This window comes from Arthrobacter sp. Hb9-2 (genome assembly GCF_059091165.1).
In genome coordinates this window covers 14135-37637 of record NZ_JBNHGJ010000037.1, presented here as the reverse complement: position 1 = coordinate 37637, position 23503 = coordinate 14135, and the positions used below count along the sequence as shown (strand labels likewise).

General features: G+C 65.7%; 24 protein-coding genes. 19 read left to right on the top strand and 5 right to left on the bottom strand.

All coding sequences use genetic code 11. The features are described from left to right. Positions 1-113: 113 nt before the first annotated feature. Both AC5RV1_RS17880 and AC5RV1_RS17875 read left to right on the top strand, forming a co-directional pair. On the top strand, positions 114-1457 hold the full coding sequence (locus AC5RV1_RS17880) for a M16 family metallopeptidase (protein WP_493947258.1): 1344 nt from the start codon (positions 114-116) through the stop codon (positions 1455-1457). 39 nt (positions 1458-1496) lie between these two features. Then, positions 1497-2003: a DUF1579 family protein gene (locus AC5RV1_RS17875; RefSeq protein WP_493995476.1), complete on the top strand. Its 507-nt coding sequence runs from the start codon at positions 1497-1499 to the stop codon at positions 2001-2003. 36 nt (positions 2004-2039) lie between these two features. Here the strand turns inward: AC5RV1_RS17875 and AC5RV1_RS17870 are convergent, their stop codons facing one another. The 3 genes from AC5RV1_RS17870 to moaA all read right to left on the bottom strand — a co-directional run bounded on the left by AC5RV1_RS17870 (position 2040) and on the right by moaA (position 5266). Then, entirely contained in the window at positions 2040-3707 is a 1668-nt protein-coding gene (locus AC5RV1_RS17870) for an HNH endonuclease signature motif containing protein (protein ID WP_493995475.1), read from the bottom strand. 159 nt (positions 3708-3866) lie between these two features. Next, positions 3867-4133, bottom strand: a complete 267-nt coding sequence (locus AC5RV1_RS17865; RefSeq protein ID WP_493995474.1) for a MoaD/ThiS family protein — start codon at positions 4131-4133, stop codon at positions 3867-3869. 5 nt (positions 4134-4138) lie between these two features. Next, positions 4139-5266 (bottom strand): GTP 3',8-cyclase MoaA, encoded by a 1128-nt coding sequence (gene moaA, locus AC5RV1_RS17860; RefSeq protein ID WP_493995473.1) that lies wholly within the window; start codon positions 5264-5266, stop codon positions 4139-4141. Positions 5267-5541: 275 nt separating this feature from the next. On the opposite strand from moaA, the gene AC5RV1_RS17855 reads away from it, so the two are divergent. The 7 genes from AC5RV1_RS17855 (at position 5542) to AC5RV1_RS17825 (ending at position 11190) form a co-directional block, all read left to right on the top strand. After that, on the top strand, positions 5542-7023 hold the full coding sequence (locus tag AC5RV1_RS17855) for a molybdopterin-dependent oxidoreductase (protein WP_493995484.1): 1482 nt from the start codon (positions 5542-5544) through the stop codon (positions 7021-7023). A gap of 20 nt (positions 7024-7043) precedes the next feature. Then, entirely contained in the window at positions 7044-8354 is a 1311-nt protein-coding gene (locus tag AC5RV1_RS17850; protein WP_493995472.1) for a molybdopterin molybdotransferase MoeA, read from the top strand. Continuing rightward, positions 8342-8836: a cyclic pyranopterin monophosphate synthase MoaC gene (gene moaC, locus AC5RV1_RS17845; RefSeq protein WP_493947252.1), complete on the top strand. Its 495-nt coding sequence runs from the start codon at positions 8342-8344 to the stop codon at positions 8834-8836. The genes AC5RV1_RS17850 and moaC overlap by 13 nt, the downstream gene beginning before the upstream one ends. Then, a complete protein-coding gene (locus AC5RV1_RS17840) occupies positions 8833-9363 on the top strand; it encodes a MogA/MoaB family molybdenum cofactor biosynthesis protein (RefSeq protein ID WP_493995471.1) in 531 nt (176 codons plus the stop codon). Before moaC ends, AC5RV1_RS17840 begins: the two co-directional genes overlap by 4 nt. Then, positions 9353-9829, top strand: coding sequence for a molybdenum cofactor biosynthesis protein MoaE (locus AC5RV1_RS17835; protein WP_493947250.1), 477 nt, complete (start codon positions 9353-9355; stop codon positions 9827-9829). The genes AC5RV1_RS17840 and AC5RV1_RS17835 overlap by 11 nt, the downstream gene beginning before the upstream one ends. A 108-nt stretch (positions 9830-9937) precedes the next feature. Beyond that, the gene (gene dapB / locus AC5RV1_RS17830; RefSeq protein WP_493995470.1) at positions 9938-10708 is read left to right on the top strand and encodes a 4-hydroxy-tetrahydrodipicolinate reductase; all 771 of its coding nucleotides are present in this window, start codon (positions 9938-9940) and stop codon (positions 10706-10708) included. A gap of 2 nt (positions 10709-10710) precedes the next feature. Beyond that, positions 10711-11190: a hypothetical protein gene (locus AC5RV1_RS17825; RefSeq protein ID WP_493947248.1), complete on the top strand. Its 480-nt coding sequence runs from the start codon at positions 10711-10713 to the stop codon at positions 11188-11190. A 106-nt stretch (positions 11191-11296) separates the two neighbouring features. On the opposite strand, the gene AC5RV1_RS17820 is transcribed toward AC5RV1_RS17825, so the two are convergent. Beyond that, positions 11297-12532, bottom strand: coding sequence for a heparan-alpha-glucosaminide N-acetyltransferase domain-containing protein (locus tag AC5RV1_RS17820; RefSeq protein ID WP_493995469.1), 1236 nt, complete (start codon positions 12530-12532; stop codon positions 11297-11299). Positions 12533-12618: 86 nt separating this feature from the next. Between AC5RV1_RS17820 and AC5RV1_RS17815 the strand changes: the two genes are divergently transcribed. From AC5RV1_RS17815 to AC5RV1_RS17780, 8 genes are all read left to right on the top strand, one after another. Next, a complete protein-coding gene (locus AC5RV1_RS17815; protein ID WP_493947246.1) occupies positions 12619-12978 on the top strand; it encodes a hypothetical protein in 360 nt (119 codons plus the stop codon). 34 nt (positions 12979-13012) lie between these two features. Beyond that, positions 13013-13795: a carbon-nitrogen hydrolase family protein gene (locus AC5RV1_RS17810; protein ID WP_493995468.1), complete on the top strand. Its 783-nt coding sequence runs from the start codon at positions 13013-13015 to the stop codon at positions 13793-13795. Positions 13796-13853: 58 nt separating this feature from the next. Beyond that, positions 13854-14762, top strand: coding sequence for a 4-hydroxy-tetrahydrodipicolinate synthase (gene dapA, locus AC5RV1_RS17805; RefSeq protein WP_493995467.1), 909 nt, complete (start codon positions 13854-13856; stop codon positions 14760-14762). 41 nt (positions 14763-14803) lie between these two features. Next, a complete protein-coding gene (locus AC5RV1_RS17800) occupies positions 14804-16495 on the top strand; it encodes a ribonuclease J (RefSeq protein ID WP_493947243.1) in 1692 nt (563 codons plus the stop codon). 139 nt (positions 16496-16634) lie between these two features. Beyond that, a complete protein-coding gene (locus AC5RV1_RS17795) occupies positions 16635-19541 on the top strand; it encodes an FtsK/SpoIIIE family DNA translocase (RefSeq protein ID WP_493995466.1) in 2907 nt (968 codons plus the stop codon). Positions 19542-19564: 23 nt separating this feature from the next. Next, entirely contained in the window at positions 19565-20206 is a 642-nt protein-coding gene (gene pgsA, locus AC5RV1_RS17790) for a CDP-diacylglycerol--glycerol-3-phosphate 3-phosphatidyltransferase (protein ID WP_493995465.1), read from the top strand. After that, positions 20203-20682 carry a CinA family protein gene (locus tag AC5RV1_RS17785; protein ID WP_493995464.1) on the top strand — a complete coding sequence of 160 codons (480 nt, stop codon included), beginning with the start codon at positions 20203-20205 and terminating at the stop codon, positions 20680-20682. The genes pgsA and AC5RV1_RS17785 overlap by 4 nt, the downstream gene beginning before the upstream one ends. Positions 20683-20830: 148 nt before the next feature. Then, positions 20831-21283, top strand: coding sequence for a helix-turn-helix domain-containing protein (locus tag AC5RV1_RS17780; RefSeq protein WP_493947239.1), 453 nt, complete (start codon positions 20831-20833; stop codon positions 21281-21283). A 173-nt stretch (positions 21284-21456) separates the two neighbouring features. Here AC5RV1_RS17780 and AC5RV1_RS17775 read toward each other — a convergent pair whose 3' ends face one another. Next, positions 21457-21990 carry a MarR family winged helix-turn-helix transcriptional regulator gene (locus tag AC5RV1_RS17775; RefSeq protein ID WP_493995463.1) on the bottom strand — a complete coding sequence of 178 codons (534 nt, stop codon included), beginning with the start codon at positions 21988-21990 and terminating at the stop codon, positions 21457-21459. 40 nt (positions 21991-22030) lie between these two features. Between AC5RV1_RS17775 and AC5RV1_RS17770 the strand changes: the two genes are divergently transcribed. Both AC5RV1_RS17770 and recA read left to right on the top strand, forming a co-directional pair. After that, positions 22031-22255 (top strand): DUF3046 domain-containing protein, encoded by a 225-nt coding sequence (locus tag AC5RV1_RS17770; RefSeq protein WP_163164541.1) that lies wholly within the window; start codon positions 22031-22033, stop codon positions 22253-22255. Between the two features lie 190 nt (positions 22256-22445). Beyond that, on the top strand, positions 22446-23501 hold the full coding sequence (gene recA, locus AC5RV1_RS17765) for a recombinase RecA (RefSeq protein ID WP_066274884.1): 1056 nt from the start codon (positions 22446-22448) through the stop codon (positions 23499-23501). The last annotated feature ends 2 nt before the right edge of the window (positions 23502-23503 follow it).

Here is a 23503-nt window from a genome sequence, read left to right as displayed (position 1 = left end):
GTTCCGGTTTCCGGCACACAAAGCATGAATCGGCGGGGCCGGTGGATGATCCACCGGCCCCGCCGCTGTTACGATGGCAGCCAGATCCCGGCTGCCCCTTTTGAAAGGCCTCAATGACTGTTGTACCCCTGCCGCTTGAGCAGAACCACCGCGGCGATACCCTGGTCCACGGTTCCGACGGCGGCTCCGAAGTCCGGCGTTCGGTGCTGCCCGGGGGAGTGCGGGTGCTGACGGAGGCGATGCCTGGCCAGAGGTCAGCCACCATTGGTTTTTGGGTGGGCGTCGGGTCCCGGGACGAGGCCCCGGGGCAGCATGGTTCCACACACTTCCTGGAGCATCTCCTCTTCAAGGGGACCAAGCGCCGTACCGCACTCGAGATCGCTTCGGCCTTTGACGAGGTTGGCGGCGAGTCAAACGCGGCCACGGCCAAGGAAAGCACGTGCTACTTCGCGCGGGTCCTGGATTCCGACCTGCCCATGGCCATTGACGTGATCGCCGACATGATCACGGGTGCCGTCCTGGACCCGGCAGAAATGGAGCAGGAACGGGACGTCATCCTCGAGGAAATCGCCATGGACAGCGACGACCCCACGGACGTCGCGCACGAACACTTTGTGTCAGCAGTCCTGGGCAGCCACCCCCTGGGACGCCCCATCGGCGGCACGCCGGACGCCATCAAGGCAGTTGCACGGGACTCCGTATGGGAGCACTACCAGCGGTATTACCGGCCGGACGAGCTCGTGATCACTGCGGCGGGCGGCCTCGAGCACGACGTCGTCTGCAACCTCGTCGTGGACGCCCTTGAGTCTGCAGGGTGGTCGCTTAAGTCCGACGCGGCGCCTGTCGAAAGGCGTTCCACCGACCGGGCCCTGATCACCGGGACGGCAGGCCTCCACGTGGTCAAGCGCGCGGTGGAGCAGGCAAACATCATCATGGGCTGCCCCACGATCGTTGCCACCGACGAACGGCGTTACGTCATGAGCGTCCTGAACGCCGTGCTTGGCGGAGGCATGTCGTCGCGGCTGTTCCAGGAAATCCGCGAGAAGCGCGGCCTGGTGTATTCCACGTACTCCTTCGCTTCCTCCTACGCCGACGCCGGGTACTTCGGCATGTACGCGGGATGCACGCCGTCCAAGGTGCGCCAGGTCCTTGGCCTGCTCGGCGAGGAACTGGACAAGCTGGCCGAGCACGGGATTACCGAGGACGAACTTCGGAAGGCTGTGGGCCAGCTGGGCGGCGGAATCGTCCTGGCCCTGGAGGATACGGGATCGCGGATGTCGCGGCTGGGCCGGGCGGAACTGGTTTCCGGCGAATACCAGGACATTGACGAAACGCTCAGGCTCATCAAGGCCGTCACGGCAGAACAGGTCCAGGACCTTGCGGCGGAGCTGGCAGCGGCACCCCGGACGGTGACCGTCGTCGGGCCCTTTGAGGAATCGGAAACGTTTGGGCTCTGACCCGCCGCAGGCAGGTCTTAGCGCGGGAGGGAGGGGACTGTGGAACGGACCCTACCCAACCGCGGTCCCGACGCATTGGCAGGCTTCCTGGGCAATTGGCGCGGGAGTACCCGGTTCGTCGGCGGCCCGTGGGGACCGGAGCGCACCGTAGAAGCCGAAGTGACGTACAGGCCGGTGGCCGGCGGTTTCGCCGTGGTGCAGAGCTATCGGCACCTGGAACCCGACGGGACATATTTCGAAGGCCACGGCATGTTCACTCTGGACCCGGATCACCAAAACGTCTTCTGGTACTACGTGGACAACGCGAGCCCAGACCCGGGTGCACCGGCGCGCTGTACGTGGCACGGCGGCGCCCTCAGGGTGGAACGCCGGGGCAGTGCCGGATGGACCCGTCATACGCTGAGCATCGACGGGGGAGTGCTCACCCATGTGACAGAGCTTCGCACCCGTGGAAACACTGCCGCAGGGGACGAATCCGGCGGCGGGGCCGACGGGAAAGGCTCGGCCTATGTTCCGTTCATGACGTCAACGTTCCAGCGAAGCTGACGTCTGCAACTCCTCAACCGCCCGAGGCACGCCATTTCAGACATGCAGCAGGCTCCTGGCCGTTGAGGGGTCGGCCGGCAGCGCAGGGGGCATGGCATAGAAGTCATCCCACAAACTGTCTCCGGCCGAAATATCGTCCGGATCCACAAGACTGTCCGCGGCTGGTTCGTCAGGCGGCAGTTCCGCGGGCGGAAGCCCCGGTGGCCAGTGGGGTGGTTCCCAGTCGGGGCGTTCAGCTTTGTAGTGGCGGCCGGTGGGTGAGGTCCAGCCTGGTGGTTCGTTTTTGGTGGCCGTTGTGGGTGTCCAGGTGCCGTGGTGTTTGAGGCGGTGGTGCTTGGGGCAGAGTTGGGCCAGGTTGCTGATGCCGGTGGTGCCGCCGTGCTGCCAGGCTTGAAGGTGGTCTGCCTCGTTGTCGAGTGACTGGTTGTTGCAGCCGGGGAAGGTGCATTTTCCGTCCCGCAGCCGCAGTGCCTGCTTCATGGATTTGGTGAGGCGGTAGCTGGTCCGTCCGATTTCCAGTGGTGCCCCGTCCCTTGGATCCACCAGGACCCGGTGGAAGGAGGTGGCGCCGTCGGCGAGGAGTTGCCGTGCCATCGAGGCGGGGATGGGTCCGTAGCCGTCAAGTATGGCGGGTTCGTCGGAGAGACCCAGCAGTGCGAACACCGGGACGGTGACCAGGACCTGGGCGTTCGGGACCGGGACCGTGGCGATGCCGGCGTATTCCTTGTCGCCGGCAGGGCCCGCGGCGTCGTGCTGGCCGGTGCTTGTTACTTCGGTGTCTGTTGTTGCCAGGGATGCCAGCCCGATCGCGTCGTCGGAGCAGTCTTTGGTGCTGTCTTCGCTGGCTTCCGGGGCGGCGGTTAGGGCCGGTGCTGCGCTGAGGAGCAGGCGGGCGAGGATGTCGGCCCGGAGTTGGGTGAGGGTGCGGGGTTCGTCCGGGCCCTGGGCGCCCCGGGCGAGGGCGGTGGTGCGGTTCCAGATGGCTAAGCCCTGGTGGGCGGGGAGGCAGGCCGAGATCCAGGCCATGCCGTCCCGGTCGGGGCTGTATTCCACTCTCCGGTCGGCGACGCTTTTGGTGTGGCGTCTTTCAAGGGATTCGGGGTGGTGGCGTTCCCGCCAGGCGCGGACTTTGGTCCGGAACCGGGAGGGGACCAGCTCACCGGCGGCGGCTCCGCGGGCCGGGTTGGGGGCGTCCGGGTCCAGGAAATGGGCGGCCAGGTTGGCCGCGCCGGCGGGGTCAAGGCTGTCGGTTTCGTCGGCGATGATTTTCGCGTGCTGCCACGAGATTGTTCCCGAGGCCAGAGCATCCAGAGCCAGCGGCAGGGCGCACAGCTGCCGGGAGTGGGTGACGAGTGCCCCTGCTGCTGCGGCACTTATTGTCAGGACGGCAGCGATTTCCTCAACCGCGGACATCTCGGCATAGGTCCGCTCGTGCACCGGCGCGTCCGGTGGGGTCATGGCCTTTTGCAGTTCGATGCACTCGGCTGCATCCCGGGCCTTGAGCGCAGCGAGCTGTGCTTCCAGACGTGACACCACAGCCATCCGGTCCAAACGGAGCTCGTACCCGCGCTGCAGCACGTCAACCCCTGCAGCGGCTGCCGCTGCAACCTCCAAAGACGCATCCTGGAGGAAGAGCGCTTGGAGGGCATCAACAGAAGCATGAATGCCCTCCATCGCCACTGCCCCATCCACGCTGTGTCCCATATGAACATCATCTAAGGAGTCACTGACATTCTGTGGGAATACGGTTGAAGAGCGGACCCGAGCAGCCAGCGCGGCAGGAAACAGCGTTGCGGGCACTGACACTGACGGCGCCGGCGAACCGATTGCGGGCGGGCTACCACGCTGCCGGGAAAGCTGCTCCTAGCCCCCTGCGAAGGGAGGCAGCACGTCCACCACGTCATTCGTGTCCAGCACAACGGAATGGTCCCGGACGGCGACTTCATTCAGCAGGAAGCTGCTTCGGGACAGGATGCGGGGCAGCGGGGGAGTCCCCGCAGGAGGCTCGGGGCGCTCCACCGACAGAACGGTCTCCAGCAGGTCGGCAACAGTGGAGCCCGGCGCCAGGTCGAAGCGCTCCTCCTCCACCCCTGCCGCAGCGCGCGCGGCAGCGAAGTAACGTACGTTCAAAAGATTCAGCCCCCGATGGCGCTCATGCTGCGGTCCGGCTGGACGAAGTCCGGAGCATCAAGTCCCACGTGGTCCATTCCGTGAGCCTTAGGTTTGATCCACATCGCATCCTGCCACCGCTGGGCAAGGGCGTCGTCGCTTGCCCCTGAGCGCAGGAGGCCCAGCAGGTCGAACTCTTCCCGGGAGAAGAGGCAGCTCATGATCTTGCCCTCTGCCGTAATCCGCGTCCTGCGGCAGTCTGAGCAGAACGGCTCGGTGACCGATGCGATAATCCCCACGGTTCCCAGGACAGGGCCGGCAGCGCCATCAGCGGACCCGGCCACCCGCCGTCGTACTTCAAAGCGTTCAGCCGGTGCGCCGTCACGCGCGCGGGGATCAGCGTTGAGGACAAAATCGGTGGAGAGCAACTCGCGGATTTCGGCGGCCGTGATCATGTTCCGCCGCGTCCAGCCATGGTCCGCGTCCAGCGGCATCTGCTCAATGAAACGCAGTTCGTAGCCGCGTCCGAGTGCCCAGGCGAGCAGCGATGGCGCCTCGGCGTCGTTGATGCCGCGCATCAGTACAGCGTTGAGCTTGACCGGGCCCAGGCCGGCTGCCCAGGCTGCGTCCACCCCGGCCAGTACCTGGTTCAGGAACGGCCTGCGCGTCAGTTGGGTGAAGGTTTCCTCATGCAGGGAATCGAGTGACACGTTGATGCGGGTCAACCCTGCCGCCTTCAGCGGCGCCGCTTTTTTCGCCAAGCCAACGCCGTTGGTGGTCATGGAGATGGGCAGGCTGGGATGGTTGCTGCGCAGCGCGGCGATGATGTCCACCAAGTCGTGCCGCACCAGCGGTTCGCCGCCCGTAAGCCGCAGTTCCCGGACACCCAACTGCTCCACGCCAATGCGGACGATCCGGACGATTTCCTCGGCCGACATGACTGCCTGCTTCGCCAGCCACTCCAGGCCCTCGGCAGGCATGCAGTAAGTGCAGCGCAGATTGCATTTGTCCGTCAGGGACAACCTCATGTCCGTGGCCCGGCGCCCATAGCGGTCCGCCAGTCCGGCCGGAGCACCAGCGGGGCGGGCAGCGGGAACCGACGGCAGGGACGCTGCTTCCTCCCGCGGCTGGGGCATGCCTAGCTGGACGCTCATGAATTCAGGCTACGCCACGTTGGGCTGTGCATCACACCCGTGACAGCGCAAAGGGCTGCAACAGAATACCCAGCGGAATTCACGGCAGGGCCCGCGCCACCTGAACTCCGCGAACCTATGCTGGAAGTGTGGACAGCTCCCAGCCAAGGCAGGCAACGCACGACGGCGGGGCCGGGCTGCGGGAACCCGCGCACCCTCCGCTGCCGCACCAGTCAACGCCACGCCTGAAGGGGCGGTGGGCAGCGGCCGCAGGGGCAGTTGCGGTGGGCAGCGCCGTGGTGCTGGGGGAGCTGTTGGCGGGTATTTTCAGTCCGTCGTTGTCGCCGCTTACCGCTGTTGGCGGCGCTGTCATCGACGCCGTTCCTCCCGGTGTCAAGGACTGGGCCGTGGCGCTGTTCGGTACTGCCGACAAGGTGGCTCTCCTGGCCGGAATGGCTCTGGTCATGGCGTCCCTGGCCGCGCTGGCGGGGGTAGCGGAGTACCGCCGCCGCTTTATGGGCGCCGCAGTGGTCGCTGTCTTCGGTCTCGTGGGTCTGGCGGCCGTCCTGACCCGCGCCCAGGTCACCTTTAATTCGATGGTGTTGCCAGTACTTACCGCAGTCGCGGCCGGAGTGCTGCTTAGGTTCCTGATTCGCTGGCTGCATGAGTGGGGGAGCGCGGGAGCGGAATTAGCGTCCCCGGAAGCGCCAGCCCGCCGTCGCTTCCTGCAAGCCGTCGCAGGCGGAGCCGCGTTCACTGTCATCGGCGGTGCGCTGGCGGGAGTATGGCGCGGTGCCGCCGCCGTGGCCAGCGAAGCCCGCAGTCGTGTGACGCTGCCGGCCCCCGCATCACTGGCACCAGCCATTCCGCCAACTGCGGAGGTGACGGTGGACGGCATGCAACCACTGGTCACTCCCAACGCTGACTTTTACCGCATAGACACCGCGCTTGTGGTTCCCGCGGTCGACCCGGACACGTGGGTCCTGAAAGTCACGGGCATGGTGGACAAGGAGGTGGAGTTGACCTTCGCCGAGCTCCTGGCCAAGCCCATGGTGGAGCGCCACATAACCATCGCCTGTGTATCCAACAACGTGGGCGGAGACCTCATCGGCAACGCACGTTGGCTCGGCTGGCCGGTCCGCGAACTGCTCAGCCTCGCCCGCCCCCAGCCCGGCGCAGACATGGTGCTCTCACGAAGTGTGGACGGCTGGACCGCAGGCACCCCCCTTGAGGTGCTCAGGGATGGCCGGGACGCCCTGCTGGCCGTCGGAATGAATGGCGAGCCGCTGCCCCTTGAGCACGGATTTCCGGTGCGGCTGGTGGTGCCAGGGCTGTACGGGTACGTGTCGGCCACCAAATGGGTCACCGGGCTCAAGGTCACCCGCTTCGCGGACGACGTCGCCTACTGGACTCCCCGGGGCTGGTCGGAGCGGGGCCCGATCAAAACGTCCTCAAGGATTGATGTGCCACGAGATGGCCGGCCGGTGAAGGCGGGAACGGTGATGGTCGGCGGCATCGCCTGGGCCCAACACACCGGCATCGAAAAGGTGGAGGTCCGCGTAAACCGCGGCCAGTGGCAGCAGGCGGAGCTGGCCGAAGGCATCTCGCTGGACACTTGGTACCAATGGAAACTGGGCCTGGAACTGACGGAAGGCCAGTACGAACTCCAGGTCCGTGCCACGGACCTGAATGGTAAGGCGCAGGACGAGGAGAGCCGGCCTGTCGCCCCGGACGGAGCCACCGGGTTCCACACGATTAGAGTGGAGGTGAAACCCTGACGGCTACCGAAGGCGGAACCATGACCAGCCCGCAACACCATGGAACGTCTGTAGGGCAAGCCCCGCACCAGCAGGAACACCAGCCCGGCGCCCAGGGGCCACACCGGCGGCATCAGGGCGGGCACCAGGCGCGGTCCGTGGCTGACCATGCCGCCGCCGTCGCTGAACTGTTGCAGCATGTGCGGGCACCGGAACGGGCGGAATTGCTGCCCCTGCACCAGGCGCTGGGCCGAGGCCTGGTGAACGCCGTCCGCGCTCCCATCAGCCTGCCGCCCTTCCCCAACTCCCAGATGGATGGCTACGCCATCCGTTCTATTGACGTGCCTGACGGCGGAGCGGAGTTGAGCGCTATGCCCCCCGTTCCAGCCGGAGCATTCCCTGCACCACTCCAACCCGGGATGGCCGTTCCGGTCATGACCGGTGCGATGCTCCCGGAGGGGTCCGACGCCGTCGTCCCCATTGAACGGGCCATTCCGGACCGTTTCCTGCCGCACACGGCGCAGGCCACGGTGTGGCTGCCTCCAGCAGCGCCCGGCACCTACGTGCGGGCAGCAGGCAGCGACGTGGAGGCGGGCAGGACAGCCCTGGCCGCCGGAACCTTCCTGGGCCCGGCCCAGTTGGGGCTGCTCGCCGCGCTGGGGATTCCGGAGGTTACGGTCTTCAAAGCAGTAACTGTCCTGCTGGTCACCACCGGCGACGAAGTGGTGGAGCCCGGCCAGGAGCTGCCTGCCGGCAAGATCTACGACTCCAACGCCACCCTCCTTGAAGCGGCCATGAAGCAGGCGGGGCTGAACGTCCGCCGCACCGGCATCGTCACGGACAACCCGGACCGGCTTCGTACGCTGCTGCGCGCCGAGCCCGACGCCGTGGACCTGATCGTCACCACCGGCGGAGTCAGCCAGGGCGCGTACGAGGTGGTCCGGCAGGCGATGCAGGACCAGCCGGTGGACTTCCTGCACGTGGCCATGCAGCCGGGTGGTCCGCAGGGGATCGGCACCTTCGAGGGACGCCCATTCCTGGGCTTCCCGGGAAATCCGGTCAGCTGCCTGGTGTCCTTTGAAATGTTCCTCCGCCCCGTCCTGGCCGGCCTGCTCGGCGCACCGGCGCCGCGCCTGCCCCTCCGTGCCCGCCTCAGCCAGCCGCTCACGTCTCCTGAACACAAGCACCAGGTCCGCCGCGGCACCCTGCAGCCCGACGGGACCGTGAAGCTGCAGGGCGGGGAAAGCTCGCACCTGATGCATGCGCTCGCCGGTTCGAACGTGCTGGTTCATGTCCCGGTTGGAGTGGCCGCGCTCGCGGCCGGGGCAGAGGTGGAAGTATGGATGCTGTGAATGCACAACAACCCCCGGCCGCACTGACGCACCTGCGCCAGGACGGCAGCGCCCAGATGGTGGACGTGTCCGCCAAAGCCGAAACCACCCGCGAGGCCACCGCCACCGCCACGGTCCACACCACGGCAGACGTCATGGCCCTCCTCGGCTCGGGCGGGCTGCCCAAGGGAGACGCCCTGGCCGTGGCACGCGTTGCCGGAATCATGGCCGCGAAGAAGACTCCGGAACTGATTCCGCTGTGCCATCCGCTTCCGCTGTCCAAGGTCACGGTGGACTTTGAGCTTGGCACGGAGTCCGTCGCCATCCTCGCAACGGTCAAGACCCGCGGCGTCACCGGCGTGGAAATGGAAGCCCTCACGGCAGCCTCCGTCGCGGCCCTGAGCGTGTACGACATGATCAAGGCTGTGGACAAACACGCGGTACTGAATGACATCAAAGTGCTTGCCAAGAGCGGCGGCAAGAGCGGGGACTGGACACTGTGAGCAGCCCCAGCATCCTGAATGCCCCGGAACCCCACCGCCACGGTGACGTCCAAGGCCGGAAGGCCGGCGTCGTCATCGCTTCCACCCGGGCCGCCGCCGGAATCTACGACGACGAAACCGGCCCCGTGATTACCGACTGGCTGACCGAGCACGGCTTTGACGTGTTCCCCGCCATGGTGGTTCCCGACGGCGAGCCCGTGGGCGCAGCCATCCGCGCCCTGCTGACCCAGCGCCCCGCCGTCGTCATTACCAGCGGAGGCACGGGCCTCAGCGCGGACGACAGGACACCGGACGTCACGCTGCCGCTGCTGGACCGCGAGATCCCCGGCATCATGGAAGCCATCCGACGCGCCGGCGCAGCGAAAACGCCGCTTGCGGCACTCAGCCGCGGTTACGCAGGCGCCGCCGGAAGCACCTTCATCATCAACCTGCCCGGGTCACCCAAAGGGGTGATGGACGGACTCACCGTCCTGGATCCGGTGATCGGGCACCTTTGCGACCAGTTGGAAGGCGGACATGGGCACTGAAACAGCATTCGAGGTGGTCCGCGCGGTCCTGAGCGCGGAGCCCATCTCCGTTGACCAGGCCATTGCGGCAGTGGAAAGTGACACCGCCGGGGCGGTGGTCAGCTTCAGCGGCGTGGTGCGCAATCACGACGGCGGCAAGGCGGTCAACCGCCTCAGCTACAGCGCGCATCCCACCGCCCACCAGGTGATGGCCGACGTCGTTGCCCGGCTGGCAGCGGAACAAACGGCAGAGGCACAAGGGGCCGGTGGTGCTCCCTCCCAGCCCGTACGGATCTGGGCAGCCCACCGGATCGGCATGCTCGACATCGGGGATCCCGCGCTCGTGTGTGCCGTCTCCGCAGCCCACCGCGGCCAGGCCTTTGCCGTGTGCTCGGAGCTGGTGGACAGAATCAAGGAGCAGGTGCCCATCTGGAAGGAACAGTTCTTCGCCGACGGCACCGTGGAATGGGTAGGCGCGGGCAGCTGATCCTGCTGTTGTGCCTGGTTCGCCCAAGCTCCCTCGGGCCTGTTCCTGCGAGGTAACGCACACTCCACAGTTCCTGTGCCCCGCAGGCCCACCGGTAGGGTTAACGCCATGACCGAACAACACTCTGCTCCCATGCCCGTTGCCGTGCTGGGCGCGAATGGGCGCATGGGCGCCGAAGCCGTAAAAGCCATTGAAGCGGCCCCTGACATGAAGCTCGTCGCCGCGTTGGGCCGGGGAGATTCGCTGGACCAGCTCACCGTTGCGGGGGCACGCTTCGTGGTGGACCTAACGGTTCCCGAAAGCACTGAAGCGAACGTGCGCTTCGCCGTTGAACATGGCATCCACGCCGTTGTCGGCACCACCGGGTGGGACGCCGGCAAGCTGTCCGGGTTGAAAAACCTGCTGGCAAGCCGGCCGGAGACCGGTGTGCTGATCGCACCCAATTTCGCCCTTGGCTCCGTGCTGGCCTCCGCCTTCGCCGCGAAGGCATCCAAGTACTTCGAGTCGGTCGAAATCATTGAGCTGCACCACCCGGACAAGGTGGACGCGCCGTCGGGCACGGCAGTCCGGACGGCCGAGCTCATCGCCGCCGAACGCAGGGCCGCCCAGGTGCCACCCAGCCCCGATGCCACCACCAGCGAACTTTCCGGTGCGCGCGGCTGTGAGGTGGATGGCGTTCGCGTCCACAGCGTACGGCTTCGCGGCCTCGTCGCCCACCAGGAAGTCCTGCTCGGCAGCGCCGGCGAGCAGCTGACGCTGCGCCATGACTCCTTCGACCGCGCCTCCTTTATGCCCGGCGTACTGCTTGGCCTGCGCGGCGTCGCCGCACATCCCGGGCTCACGGTGGGCCTCGACGGCTACCTGGACCTGGGGCTGTAGCCGTGGGCGGGTTGGTTGAAGGCCTCCGGAAGAACCGCACCAAAATCTGGGTGGGTGCAGTCACGCTCCTCCTGGTCTTCTATCTGGTGGTGTCCTTCCAGCGCTCGGTTCTGCTGCTGACGGACAGCAACCCTGCCGCCGTCGCCATCGGAGCCGCCTACCTCGTGCTGCCGGTGATTGGTGCCTGGGCGCTCGTCCGGGAACTCATGTTCGGAGCCCGCACCGAGCAGATGGCGAAGGTCCTCGAGGCCGAGGGCGGCCTTCCCGTGGACGAGCTGCCCAGGACCCCGGCGGGGCGGATCGTCCGTTCCGCAGCGGATGCGGAGTTCGAGAAGTACCGGGCGGAGGCTGAAGCAGCACCGGAAGACTGGCGTTCCTGGTTCAGGCTGAGCTGCGCCTACGACGCCGCCGGCGACCGCAAGCGCGCCCGCGCCTCCATGCGCGACGCCGTCAAGCTCTTCCGCGGCCAGGTTCCGGCCTAGCGCTTTGGCGACCTGTTTTGCCCTCCCGCTCCCTGGAACGGCGGATCTAACGGCGGTGCATCAAACGGCGGTGCATCAAACGGCGGTGCATTTAGCTGCGGTGCATTTAGCGCAGGGCCTTGGCGTTGCCGCGGCCCACCTGATTTGCCGCGTGCCCCAGCCATTCCAGGGGTCCGCGCCACTTCAGCAGCACGAACACCATGCCCACAATCACTGCTGTGGCGGCGTGGGCGAAGTACATCGCGTCCTCAGTCCAGCCGGCCGGGAGCGGCTTGAGGTAGAAGCCCGAAACCACCCACACGTGGACGGAGTAGAGGGTCAGGGTCATGGCCCCCGCACCGCGAAGCGGCAGCAACAGGTCCAGGGCCACCCACTCGGCCAGCCTGCCCAGCAGGAGGAAGGCCCCGATCACCGCCGCTGCCACGGCGGACGTATGCAGCAGGTCAAGCGGCGTGGCCGAATGGGGCGCCGCCGAGGCCAGCCACCACCAGGACCCCTCCTGCGGGATGCCCGTCAGGTTTACCTGCAGGACGCTGTGCAACGGATAGCCGGGGGAATCAAGCAACTTTTCCAGGGCAGCCCGCCCGCCCCAGCTTTCCATCGCCGCGGTTCCCAGGGCTTTGGCCAGGACAGCAACGATGGTGCCTCCGATCAGGAGCACCCACGGGACGAGGGCCTTGTTGAGCATCAGGCGGCCGACGACGAGCCCCACCAGCAGGTAGGACAGCCATTGGAAGACGGGGTAATAGCCGGTGAAGAAGAGGTCCGCCAGGAGCCGGGTGGGGATGGACAGATCCTCCCAGGAAGGGTTGTGGCCGAGCCTTAGGGGCGGGTTCGCAGCCAGCAGCCAGGGGCGCAGCAAGTACGCCAAAACCGGTGAGGCAAGGATCCAACCGACCGTCCATCCGACGAGCGGCTTCAGCTTCATGCCCAGGAACGGCAGGACGCACAGGAACAGCACTGCGTAGTGGACCAGGATGATGGCCAGGTTCACTTCGAGGCCGCCCAAACTAAGTCCGACGGCGGCAATCACCAGGGCGCGCAAGGCAACGCCGCGCCGGGCTGCCGACAGGTCCGGGCCATCCAGCGGCCTGTGCTTACCCGTGGACAGGGCAAGGCCAACGCCTGCCAGCACTGCGAACAGAGCGGCTGCCCGGCCTGAAAAAGTCAGGCCGATCCAGGTAGGGGTCAGGTCGGCGTTCGGTTCAAACGTGGGAAGCCGATGGGTGGCCATCATCCCCAGCAGGGCCAGCCCGCGCGCCGCGTCAATGCCATGCAGCCGGCCCGGTATCGACCGGACGGCAGCCGTCCTGGAAGAGGTGGCGGCATTACGGGAGGTCATGACCAGATCGTCTCACACCTGCCTGTACCGGAGCTGTCAATAAACTGCTCTTGTCTTCGAATATATGTTCGAATAACATGGATCGCATGCAAACCCCATCACCCGATATCCCCGCTTCGGAGTCACAGGATGCCGGGCCACTGAAGGCAATGAGCCCGGGTGTTGTTGACTACCTCTTCCGCCAGCTGGTGACTGGAAAATCCTCCGAGGATATCCAGTGGGAGCAGGAGGGCATCAGCCTGTCCGCGCAGCCGGAGGGGGCGGAGCTCGCGCGCCGGCTCGGCGAGACGGATATCGACGCCCTGACTCCGGTCGAACTGTTCCACTACGTCCGGGCAGCCCAGAGGCTGGCCGCGTGGGCGGAAGGGCTGAGGCAGGCGGCCGTCGGCAGGTATTGCCAGCATGGTCCTGGTGAACCGCCACGCGCTCAAAAGGACCGCTGCTGAGGTGGGCGTCAGGGCAGCTGCCTAGGATGGAGGCGTGACAGACACCCTCCCCGTCGCCGCTATCCAGTACCAGCCCCTGGACGGAGGGATCACCGCAAACGCTGCCGAGCACGTGCGCCTCATCGAGGACGCCGATGACCACGGCGCCCGCCTGGTGGTCTTCCCGGAACTGTCCCTCACCGGCTACCGGCTGGATCTCCTCAGGGATTCCGATTCCTGGCTGATGCCGGACGACGAACGCCTCGGCGACGTCCGGGAGATCTGCCGCAGGACCGGGGTTACGGCTGTTGTCGGCGCTGCCCTCCGCGAAAGTGATGGTGCGGCGCGCCTGGCATCCGTAGCCATTCATCCGGACGGCAGCACGGAAACGGCGTTCAAGACGCACCTGCACGGCCAGGAGCAAGAGCTGTTCACGCCGGGGGAGGGCGCCACCCTGATCATGGTGGACGGGTGGACCATTGCACTCGCTCTCTGCTTCGATACCTCCGTACCGGCTCACGCAACCGACGCCGCTGCAGCAGGAGCTGACGTGTATTGCGTGTCCGCCCTTTACACCAGGGACGAGGAACACCGGCTGGCCCTCCACCTCGGAGCGCGGGCCATGGACAACAGGATGTTCACGCTGCTCGCCAACCTCGGCGGCAGGAGCCCCTTGGGTGAATCGTGCGGCTTGAGCGGCTTGTGGGGTCCTGACGGCTTTCCGCTGAAGCAAGCAACAGGAATCGGCACCGAAGTTGTTCCCTGCATCCTGCAGCGAAGCCGTCTCGCAAAATACCGCAAGCACACCGGCGGCCCCTTCGGCGAGGCGGCTGTTTGACGTTCATCACGCCGCCCCTATTGTCCTAACCGGCCGGGGACAGGGTAACGTTTTTTCCATGGCTGACACTTCCGCGCGCATCCCTGCCCTTGGCACCCTCCTGACCGCCATGGTCACGCCGTTCACGAAGGACGGCACAGTGGACTACCAGCAGGCCGCGGAACTGGCCAGCAAGCTGGTGGACGACGGCTGCGACGGCCTGGTGGTCACCGGAACCACAGGCGAAACTTCCACCCTCACCGACGAAGAGAACCTGGGCATGTTCCGGGCCGTCAAGGAAGCGGTCGGAGGCCAGGCGGCAATCATTGCCGGCACCGGCACCAACGACACCGCGCACTCAGTGCACCTCTCCCAGCAGGCTGCAGCCCTCGGCGTCGACGGCATCCTGCTGGTCACCCCTTACTACAACAAGCCCAGCCAGGCCGGACTGCGCGCACACTTTGAAACCATCGCCTCCGCCGCGGACGTGCCCGTTATGCTCTACGACATCCCCGGCCGGTCCTCGATCGCCATCGAACCCGAGACCATGATCCGCCTGGCGCAGCACCCCAACATTGTGGCCGTCAAGGACGCCAAGGCCGATTTCGTTGCGGCCACCCGCGTTATGGCTGAAACAGACCTGCTCTTCTACTCCGGCGACGACGGACTGACCCTTCCCTGGATGGCGCTGGGTGCCGTTGGCCTCGTCGGCGTCACCACGCATGTGGCCACCCGCCAGTTCCGCGACCTCATCGATGCGGTCAATGCCAACGACCTCGAAACCGCGCGGAAGATCAACTTCGAGCTTCAGCCCGTGGTCCGCGCCACCATGACCCGGGTCCAGGGGGCCGTTGCGGCCAAACAGATTCTTAAATGGCAGGGAGTCCTGCCCAACTCGATTGTCCGTTTGCCCCTCGTGGAGCCGGACGAAGCCGAGATCGAAACCATCCGCGGGGATTTGGCGGAAGCGGGGCTGGTCTTTTCCTGAGGGCTGAGACCGGCGCCCTTGCGCCTGGAAAGTAGTGCAATATGACCCAAACTGCCCTAACCGGCCTTGTCACCCCTCCCCGCCTGCCGCAGGGAACGCTCCGGATTGTTCCGCTGGGCGGACTTGGGGAAATTGGCCGGAACATGGCCGTGTTCGAAATCGACGGCAAGCTGCTGATCGTGGACTGCGGCGTGCTCTTCCCGGAGGAAACCCAGCCCGGCGTCGACCTGATCCTGCCTGACTTCTCCTACATTGAGAACCGGCTGGACGACATCGTGGCTGTGGTCCTCACCCACGGGCATGAGGACCACATCGGTGCTGTTCCGTACCTGCTGCGCCTCCGCGGTGACATTCCGCTGGTCGGCTCGCAACTGACCCTTGCCCTGATTGAGGCGAAGCTGCAGGAGCACCGCATCCGGCCCTACACCCTCACCGTCGAGGAAGGCCAAGTGGAGAAGTTCGGCCCGTTCGAATGCGAGTTCGTAGCGGTCAACCACTCCATCCCCGACGCCCTGGCCGTGTTCCTCCGCACTGCAGGCGGCACCGTCCTGCACACCGGCGACTTCAAGATGGACCAGCTCCCCCTAGATGGCCGCATCACGGACCTGCGGCACTTCGCGAAGCTCGGTGAAGAGGGCGTTGACCTCTTCATGTCGGATTCCACGAATGCCGATGTCCCCGGTTTCACTACCGCGGAGAAGGAAATCGGCCCCACACTGGAGCGCCTCTTCGGCCAGGCCACCAAGCGGATCATCGTCGCGTCCTTCTCATCCCACGTGCACCGGGTCCAGCAGGTCCTGGACGCGGCCGCCAAGCACAACCGCAAGGTGGCTTTCGTGGGCCGCTCGATGGTCCGCAACATGGCCATCGCGGAGAAGCTGGGCTACCTGGACGTCCCGCCTGGCCTCATCGTGGACATCAAGAACATCGACAACCTGCCGGACAACCGCGTGGTGCTGATGTCCACCGGTTCCCAGGGCGAACCGATGGCCGCGCTGTCCCGGATGGCCAACGGCGACCACCGCGTCGTGGTGGGCGAGGGAGACACCGTCATCCTCGCGTCCAGCCTCATCCCCGGAAATGAAAACGCCGTCTTCCGGATCATCAACGGACTGCTCAAGCTTGGCGCCGACGTCATCCACAAGGGCAACGCCAAAGTCCACGTCTCCGGGCACGCCGCTGCTGGCGAACTCCTGTACTGCTACAACATCCTTGAACCGCTCAACGCGATGCCGGTACATGGTGAGACCCGCCACCTGATCGCCAACGGCAAGATCGCGATCGAGTCAGGCGTTCCGGAAGCCAGTGTGATCCTCGCGGACAACGGCACCGTGATCGACCTCAAGGACCACCGGGCAGACGTGGTGGGCCAGGTTGAAGTGGGCTTCGTCTACGTGGACGGCTCCAGCGTTGGCGAAGTCACCGAGGCCGACCTCAAGGACCGCCAGACCCTGGGCGATGAAGGCTTCATCTCCATCATCACGGTCATCCACCGAGCTACGGGCAAGGTGGTTTCCGGGCCGGAGATCCACGCCCGCGGCGTGGCCGAAGACGATGCCGTGTTCGACGAGATCATCCCCAAGATCAACGCCGCGCTGGAAGAAGCCGTGCTGAACCATACGGATCACACAACCCACCAACTCCAGCAGGTGGTCCGCCGGGTGGTGGGCACGTGGGTCAACCGCAAGCTCCGCCGCAAGCCCATGATCATTCCCGTGGTGCTTGAGGCCTAGTCTTCCTTGCCGCCGGCTCCGGCCCGTGCTCCTGGTCCCGACCAGGAATGCGGGCCGGACGTGTTTAAGCGCTCAGAACCGGCATCCACCGGCTCCCAAATGCCCGGAAAACCACCGCCGTTCCGGTACCGTGGCTAATATGGCCACTCGTACTACTTCCGCGCCCAATGGTTCAAGCAGGGCCAGCTCCGGCAGCAAATCCGGCGGTTCCGGCGGCCGCGGTTCCGGCTCCACGGCAGCGAAATCCCCAGCGTCCAAATCAGGACGGACGGGGAGCTCCGGCACGGCGCGGACCCGCCAGCTTCCCGCCGTCGAACAGCACCAGCCCTGGCTGCTGCGGGTAGTGAGCGGAGCGTGGTTGGGGATCGGCCACCTCGTCGGCGGGGGAATGCGGCGCATCGGCCATGACGTCAGCGACCTTCCGGCAGACGAGCGCCGTGACGGTGCCGCCCTCTTCAACCTGGCCCTGGGCGTCTTCATCGCCACCTTTGCCTGGTGGGGCCTCACCGGCTGGTTCCCGGACGCCGTCTACAGCGTGGTGAACGGTACGTTCGGCTGGATCTCGCTGCTGCTCCCGCTGATGCTTTTTGTGTGCGCCTTCCGGCTGTTCCGGCAACCCTCTGACGGCCGGGGCAACAACAGGGTGGGCATTGGCTTCCTGATCATGACCTTCGCAGGGTGCGGCCTTGCGCACGTCCTGGGCGGCCAGCCCACGGTCGCCCAGGGTTTTGACGGGTTGCGGCAGGCCGGCGGCATGCTGGGATTCCTGGGTGCCTCGCCACTGGCTGCGATCCATCCGGCCGTGCCGCTGGTGCTCTACGGGCTGCTCGCCTTCGTATCCCTGCTCATCATCACCGCTACGCCGTTCGGTGCCATCCCCCGGCGGGTTCGGGGCGCCTACGAGCACCTCATGGGCATCGACCTGATGAACCAGGAGGACAGCGACCGTCACGACCGCAGCTACCTTGAACGGACCCCGCCAGCCGCACCGAAAAAGAAGAAGCGCCGCCTGTTCGGCAAGGACGAGGATACCGACGCCGGCCTGGAAGGCTATGTGGGCGACGAAGCGTTCGAGCACGCCGTCATCGACGACGACGAACCGCAGCCGCCGCGCCCCGCCCCTGGGGTCCGCCGCCCCACCCAGGCCGAGATCGCCGTCGAGAAGATCAAGGCCGCGCAAGGACTCGGCGCTGCTGCTTCTCCTGAAGCGGGGGAGAACGCCACTGAAGCCATCCCCATGATCACCCCGGGCATGTCCGCCTCCGGCGGCCAGGCGGGTTCCGCGGCGCCCACCGTGCCCTCAAACCCGGTGGCTCCCGCACCGCCACCCGTTCCCATCCCGCAGCGGACCGAGCAGTTGTCGCTTGCCGGGGACGTGACCTACACCCTCCCTGCCTCCGACTACCTGACCCCGGGCTCAATCCCCAAGGAGCGCACGGAGGCCAATGACGCCGTCGTCGCTGCCCTCACCGACACGCTTCAGCAGTTCAACGTGGATGCCACGGTGACAGGCTTCAGCCGCGGTCCCACCGTCACCCGGTACGAGATCGAGCTGGCCCCGGGCACCAAGGTGGAGCGGGTTACCGCCCTGTCGAAGAACATCTCGTACGCGGTGGCCTCGAGCGACGTGCGGATCCTGAGCCCCATCCCGGGCAAATCCGCCATCGGCATCGAGATCCCCAACACGGACCGTGAGACCGTCTCGCTGGGTGACGTACTGCGCAGCCAGAACGCCCGCCGCACCGACCATCCGATGGTGATGGGCGTGGGCAAGGACGTTGAGGGCGGCTACGTGGTGGCCAACCTCGCCAAGATGCCCCACCTGCTGGTGGCAGGTGCCACCGGTGCCGGTAAATCGTCCTTCGTGAACTCCATGATCACGTCCATCCTGATGCGCGCCACCCCGGACGAAGTCCGGATGGTCATGGTGGACCCCAAACGGGTGGAACTCACAGCCTACGAAGGCGTCCCGCACCTCATTACACCCATCATCACCAACCCCAAGAAGGCGGCGGAGGCCCTCCAGTGGGTGGTCCGCGAGATGGACGCCAGGTACGACGACCTCGCGAATTACGGCTTCAAGCATATTGACGACTTCAACAAGGCGGTTCGCGCGGGCAAGGTCCAGCCGCCGGTCGATTCCAAGCGGGTGATCCGCCCGTACCCCTACCTCCTGGTGATCGTGGATGAGCTCGCCGACCTCATGATGGTGGCGCCGCGCGATGTGGAAGACTCGATCGTCCGCATCACCCAGCTTGCCCGCGCCGCCGGCATCCACCTCGTCCTGGCCACGCAGCGGCCGTCCGTGGACGTGGTCACCGGCCTTATCAAGGCCAACGTTCCTTCGAGAATGGCGTTTGCCACCTCGTCCGTCACCGACTCACGCGTGGTTCTTGACCAGCCGGGCGCGGAGAAGCTCATTGGCCAGGGTGACGCCCTCTTCCTGCCCATGGGTGCTTCAAAGGCCATGCGTGTCCAGGGTGCCTGGGTGACGGAGTCCGAGATCCACAAGGTGGTGGAGCACGTCAAGGGACAGCTCCAGGCGGCCTACCGTGACGACGTCGCTGTCGATGCGCCCAAGAAGCAGATCGACGACGACATCGGGGACGACCTCGAGGTGCTGCTGCAGGCCACCGAGCTGGTGGTCACCACGCAGTTCGGCTCCACGTCCATGCTCCAGCGCAAGCTGCGGGTCGGCTTCGCCAAGGCCGGCCGCCTGATGGACCTGCTCGAATCGCGGGGAGTGGTGGGCCCCTCCGAGGGTTCCAAAGCCCGCGACGTCCTGGTGAAGCCGGACGACCTGGCACCGGTCCTCGCAGCCATGAAGGGCCAGGAGGCGCCGAAGGCACCGGACGCCCAGACGGCAGCCCTCAGCGACAACGCCAACGCCAATATCGCCCAGGGCGGTTACGCCGAGGACCTGGTGGCGGCGGACCTGGACCAGCGGAAGCAGAACGTCGAATACTACGATGGGTCTGATTCCGCTCCCGGCGGGTATGACGACGAAGACGGCTCGGAAGACGCCTGGTCCCTGACCGGGCGCTAGCCCAAAGAATGTAGCCTAGGTAGGTGACTAGCACCGATGCAACCGCCGCCGGCTCAGGCCGTGCCGGGGTCTGGAACCTTCCCAATGTCCTGACCATGCTCCGCATCGCGCTGGTGCCGTTCTTCGTCTGGTTCCTGATCGCTGACGCGCCGGGCCTGCAGAGCGAGGCCGGGCCTTGGCGCTGGGCAGCGGCGGCGGCGTTCGCCGTCGCGATCTACACGGACAAGCTCGACGGCGACATCGCCAGGAGCCGGAACCTCGTGACCGACTTCGGCAAGATTGCCGATCCGATTGCGGACAAGCTGCTGATCGGGTCCGCACTGGTCATGCTGTCCGTGCTCGGCGAACTGCCCTGGTGGGTCACGGTGGTGATCCTGGTCCGTGAGTGGGGCATCACGGCGCTGCGTTTCTTCGTGATCCGCTATGGTGTCATCCCCGCGTCACGGGGTGGCAAGCTCAAAACGGTTGTCCAGACGGCGGCCATCTTCCTGTACCTCCTGCCGCTGGCGGCCATTATGCCGTGGCTGTCATGGGCAGCTTTCGCCGTGATGATGGTGGCCGTGTTGATCACGGTCTGGACCGGCGTCGAGTACGTTGTCGAGGCGCTGCGCCTGCGGTCCAAGGGAAAGCTGCAGGGAACGGCCAACGGGCAGGAGCCGGCATGACAAACCATCACCATCTGTCGGAACAGGCTGTCAGGAAGGCACTGGAACTGGGCCGCACCGTGGCCACGGCCGAGTCGCTGACTGCCGGCATGGTCTCAGCTGTCCTCGCTGACACCCCGGGCGCCTCCGGGATGCTGCAGGGCGGCGTGGTGGCCTACCAGAACTCGGTGAAGGAGAGCGTCCTGGGGATTCCCCCGGAATTGCTCGCCGACGTCGGATCTGTTGACAGCGGTGTTGCCGCCGCCATGGCCGCCGGCGCCCGGACGGCCCTTGGCGCCGATATCGGTATCTCTACCACCGGAGTTGCCGGACCGGAAGCCCATGATGGAAAGCCAGTGGGAACGGTGTACATCGGCATAGCTACGGCTGCGGGAACTGCCGGGTTTGAGTATGTGTTTGCCGGGAACCGGTCCGAAATCCGTGGGCAGGCATGCGGGGCTGCCCTGGAAAGGCTCCTCGAAGCACTGGCTTCCTGAAGTTACCCGCCTGTAAAGTTGGTGGGAACAAAAGCCGGTACCGATTAGTTATTACATTGTGTCGCTTCCGCGGAGCGGGGGCGCCTAGGATAAAACCACCACCATGGTCCGCTCCGGCGGACCGACTATGAGGAGCAAGGCGATACAGATGGTAAAGCAGCCCGTATCCGTAAACGGCGTTGTCCGCTGGAAGGATGTGGGCCTCGCCGATCAGGCTAAGAGCGAACAGAAGGAGCGCAAGATGGTTGTACTTCGTCACGAAATAGGTGATGTCCTGCGCGATGTTCGCCAGCGTCAGGGGCGTACGCTCCGTGAAGTTTCGCACAGTGCCCGTGTCTCGTTGGGCTACCTGAGTGAAGTGGAGCGCGGCCAGAAGGAAGCATCCTCCGAGTTGCTTTCCTCGATCTGCTCGGCCCTGGACGTCCCGTTGTCCAGCATGCTTCGTGAGGTCAGTGACCGTGTGGCAGTTGCCGAAGGCGTTGCCGTTCCGGACACCGTACCCCAGGAATTCTCCCAGCGTTACGGACGTGATCTCGAAAGCGACCTTAACACTGAACTCAACGACGAACTTTCAACAGGCCTGTTCTCCGGCGCCCGGTAAGGGCTGATCCACCACCCGGTGGCCCTGCAACACAATGAAGCCTTCGGCGGTGTGCCGGGGGCTTCAGTTGTGTCCGCCCACTTTCGTGCCTGCTCTCCGTGGCTGACCTGCCCAGGCTGTTCCGCGTACTTGGTCCGCTTGCTTGCCCGCACCGCCTACTTGTCCGTGGCCGCCTACTTCTCCCCGGCAGCCTGGGCCGGGGGACCCTCGTGCGGGAAACCGTCGCGCTCATAAGTTGAGTTCAGCTTGGCCATAAAACGGGCCAGCTCCTGCAGGTCCTCCACCGGCCATTCCCCCAGTCGCTCCCGGAAGACCTGCCGCCGGGCATCCTGGACCTGGTGCATTTTTTCTTCGCCTTTGGGGGTCAGCCGGATGGCCTGGGCCCGCCCGTCCAGAGGGTCGGCCTCCTTGGATACCAACCCGATACTTTCCAGGAAGGCAATCTGCCGGCTCACCGAAGGTTTGCCCACACCGATGTTCATCGCCAGGTCCGTGAGCCGGATGGGGCCCTCGCGCCGGATGACCGTCAGCAGCCCATAGGCCGCAGGTTCCATGTCCGGGTGGACCTGCCGGGAGAGTTGGTTGGAAATGGCCCGTGCCCGCCGCCAGAAGAGGCTGATCTGGTGTTCCACGTTTTGCAGCGCGGCGTCCACGGTGGCATCGTCTTCGCGGCCGTGCGCGGGCGGGATGGCGGGGGAGTTGCTCATGGCAACAATTCTAGGGTGCGGATCGTGAGAGACTTTTCTGGTGCGAATCAGCGACTATTGGCGACTCATGGACGACGAATTTGGCGCCGGGTACTCGCGGGTCCTCAGCAGCACCCTTGTTCTTGCCGGGGTGGGCGGACGTACCGCGGACCAGGCGCTGGCCGCCGGCGTGGAGCCGCGGAAAGTGTGGCTGGCAGTCTGCGATGTCCAGGACGTTCCGCCTGAGCGGCGGCTGGGCAGGGACATCAAACCCCGCGTGGAATGAGCAGTTTCTCCTGACACGCCGCGCCGCTGTTCGAATACCTGTTCGGGTAAAGCTATGCTTTTCCTAGCGGGTTTTCCACATAGCCGCCCTCATCCGGCCGGAATGTCAGTGGGTCCCATTAGCGTCAGAGATGACCAATAAACGGCCGCTGAGGCCACTCCAAAGCGAGAAAGCATTAGAGGTGTGAACCATGGCGGCAGCCCCGGATCGTGCAAAAGCGCTCGAAGCAGCGCTGGCCCAGATCGACAAGCAGTTCGGAAAAGGCTCAGTCATGCGGCTCGGGGACGAAGTCCGGGCCCCGATCGAAGTCATCCCTACCGGTTCCATTGCGTTGGACGTAGCCCTGGGAATTGGCGGCCTGCCCCGTGGCCGCGTCGTAGAGATCTACGGGCCGGAATCTTCCGGTAAGACCACGGTGGCCCTCCATGCAGTGGCCAACGCCCAGCGGCTGGGCGGCATTGCCGCCTTCATCGACGCCGAGCACGCCCTCGATCCTGAATACGCCGCCAAGCTCGGCGTGGACACGGACGCCCTCCTGGTCTCCCAGCCGGACACCGGCGAGCAGGCCCTGGAGATCATGGACATGCTGGTGGGTTCAGGCTCGCTGGACGTCATCGTTATCGACTCTGTCGCGGCCCTGGTTCCGCGTGCTGAAATCGAAGGCGACATGGGCGACAGCCACGTAGGCCTCCAGGCACGCCTCATGAGCCAGGCACTGCGTAAGATCACCGGACGCCTGAGCCAGACCAAAACCACGGCGATCTTCATCAACCAGCTGCGAGAAAAGATCGGTGTCTTCTTCGGTTCCCCCGAAACCACCACCGGTGGCAAGGCGCTGAAGTTCTACGCCTCCATCCGTATCGACGTGCGCCGCATCCAGACCCTCAAGGAGGGCGCGGATTCGGTCGGCAACCGGACCAAAGCCAAGATCGTCAAGAACAAGATGGCCCCGCCCTTCAAGGTCGCCGAGTTTGACATCATCTACGGCCAAGGCATTTCCCGCGAGGGTGGCATCATTGACATGGGTGTGGAGCACGGCATCATCAAGAAGTCCGGCTCCTGGTTCACCTATGACGGCGACCAGCTGGGTCAGGGCATGGAAAACTCCCGCCGGTTCCTTCGGGACAACCCGGAGCTGGCCGCCGAGCTGGAGCGCCTGATCAAGGAAAAGCTCGGCGTTGGCGTGAAGCCGGCGGAGCCTGAGTCCAAGGACTCCCCGAAGCTGAAAGCCGTTGACGGGTTCTAGCC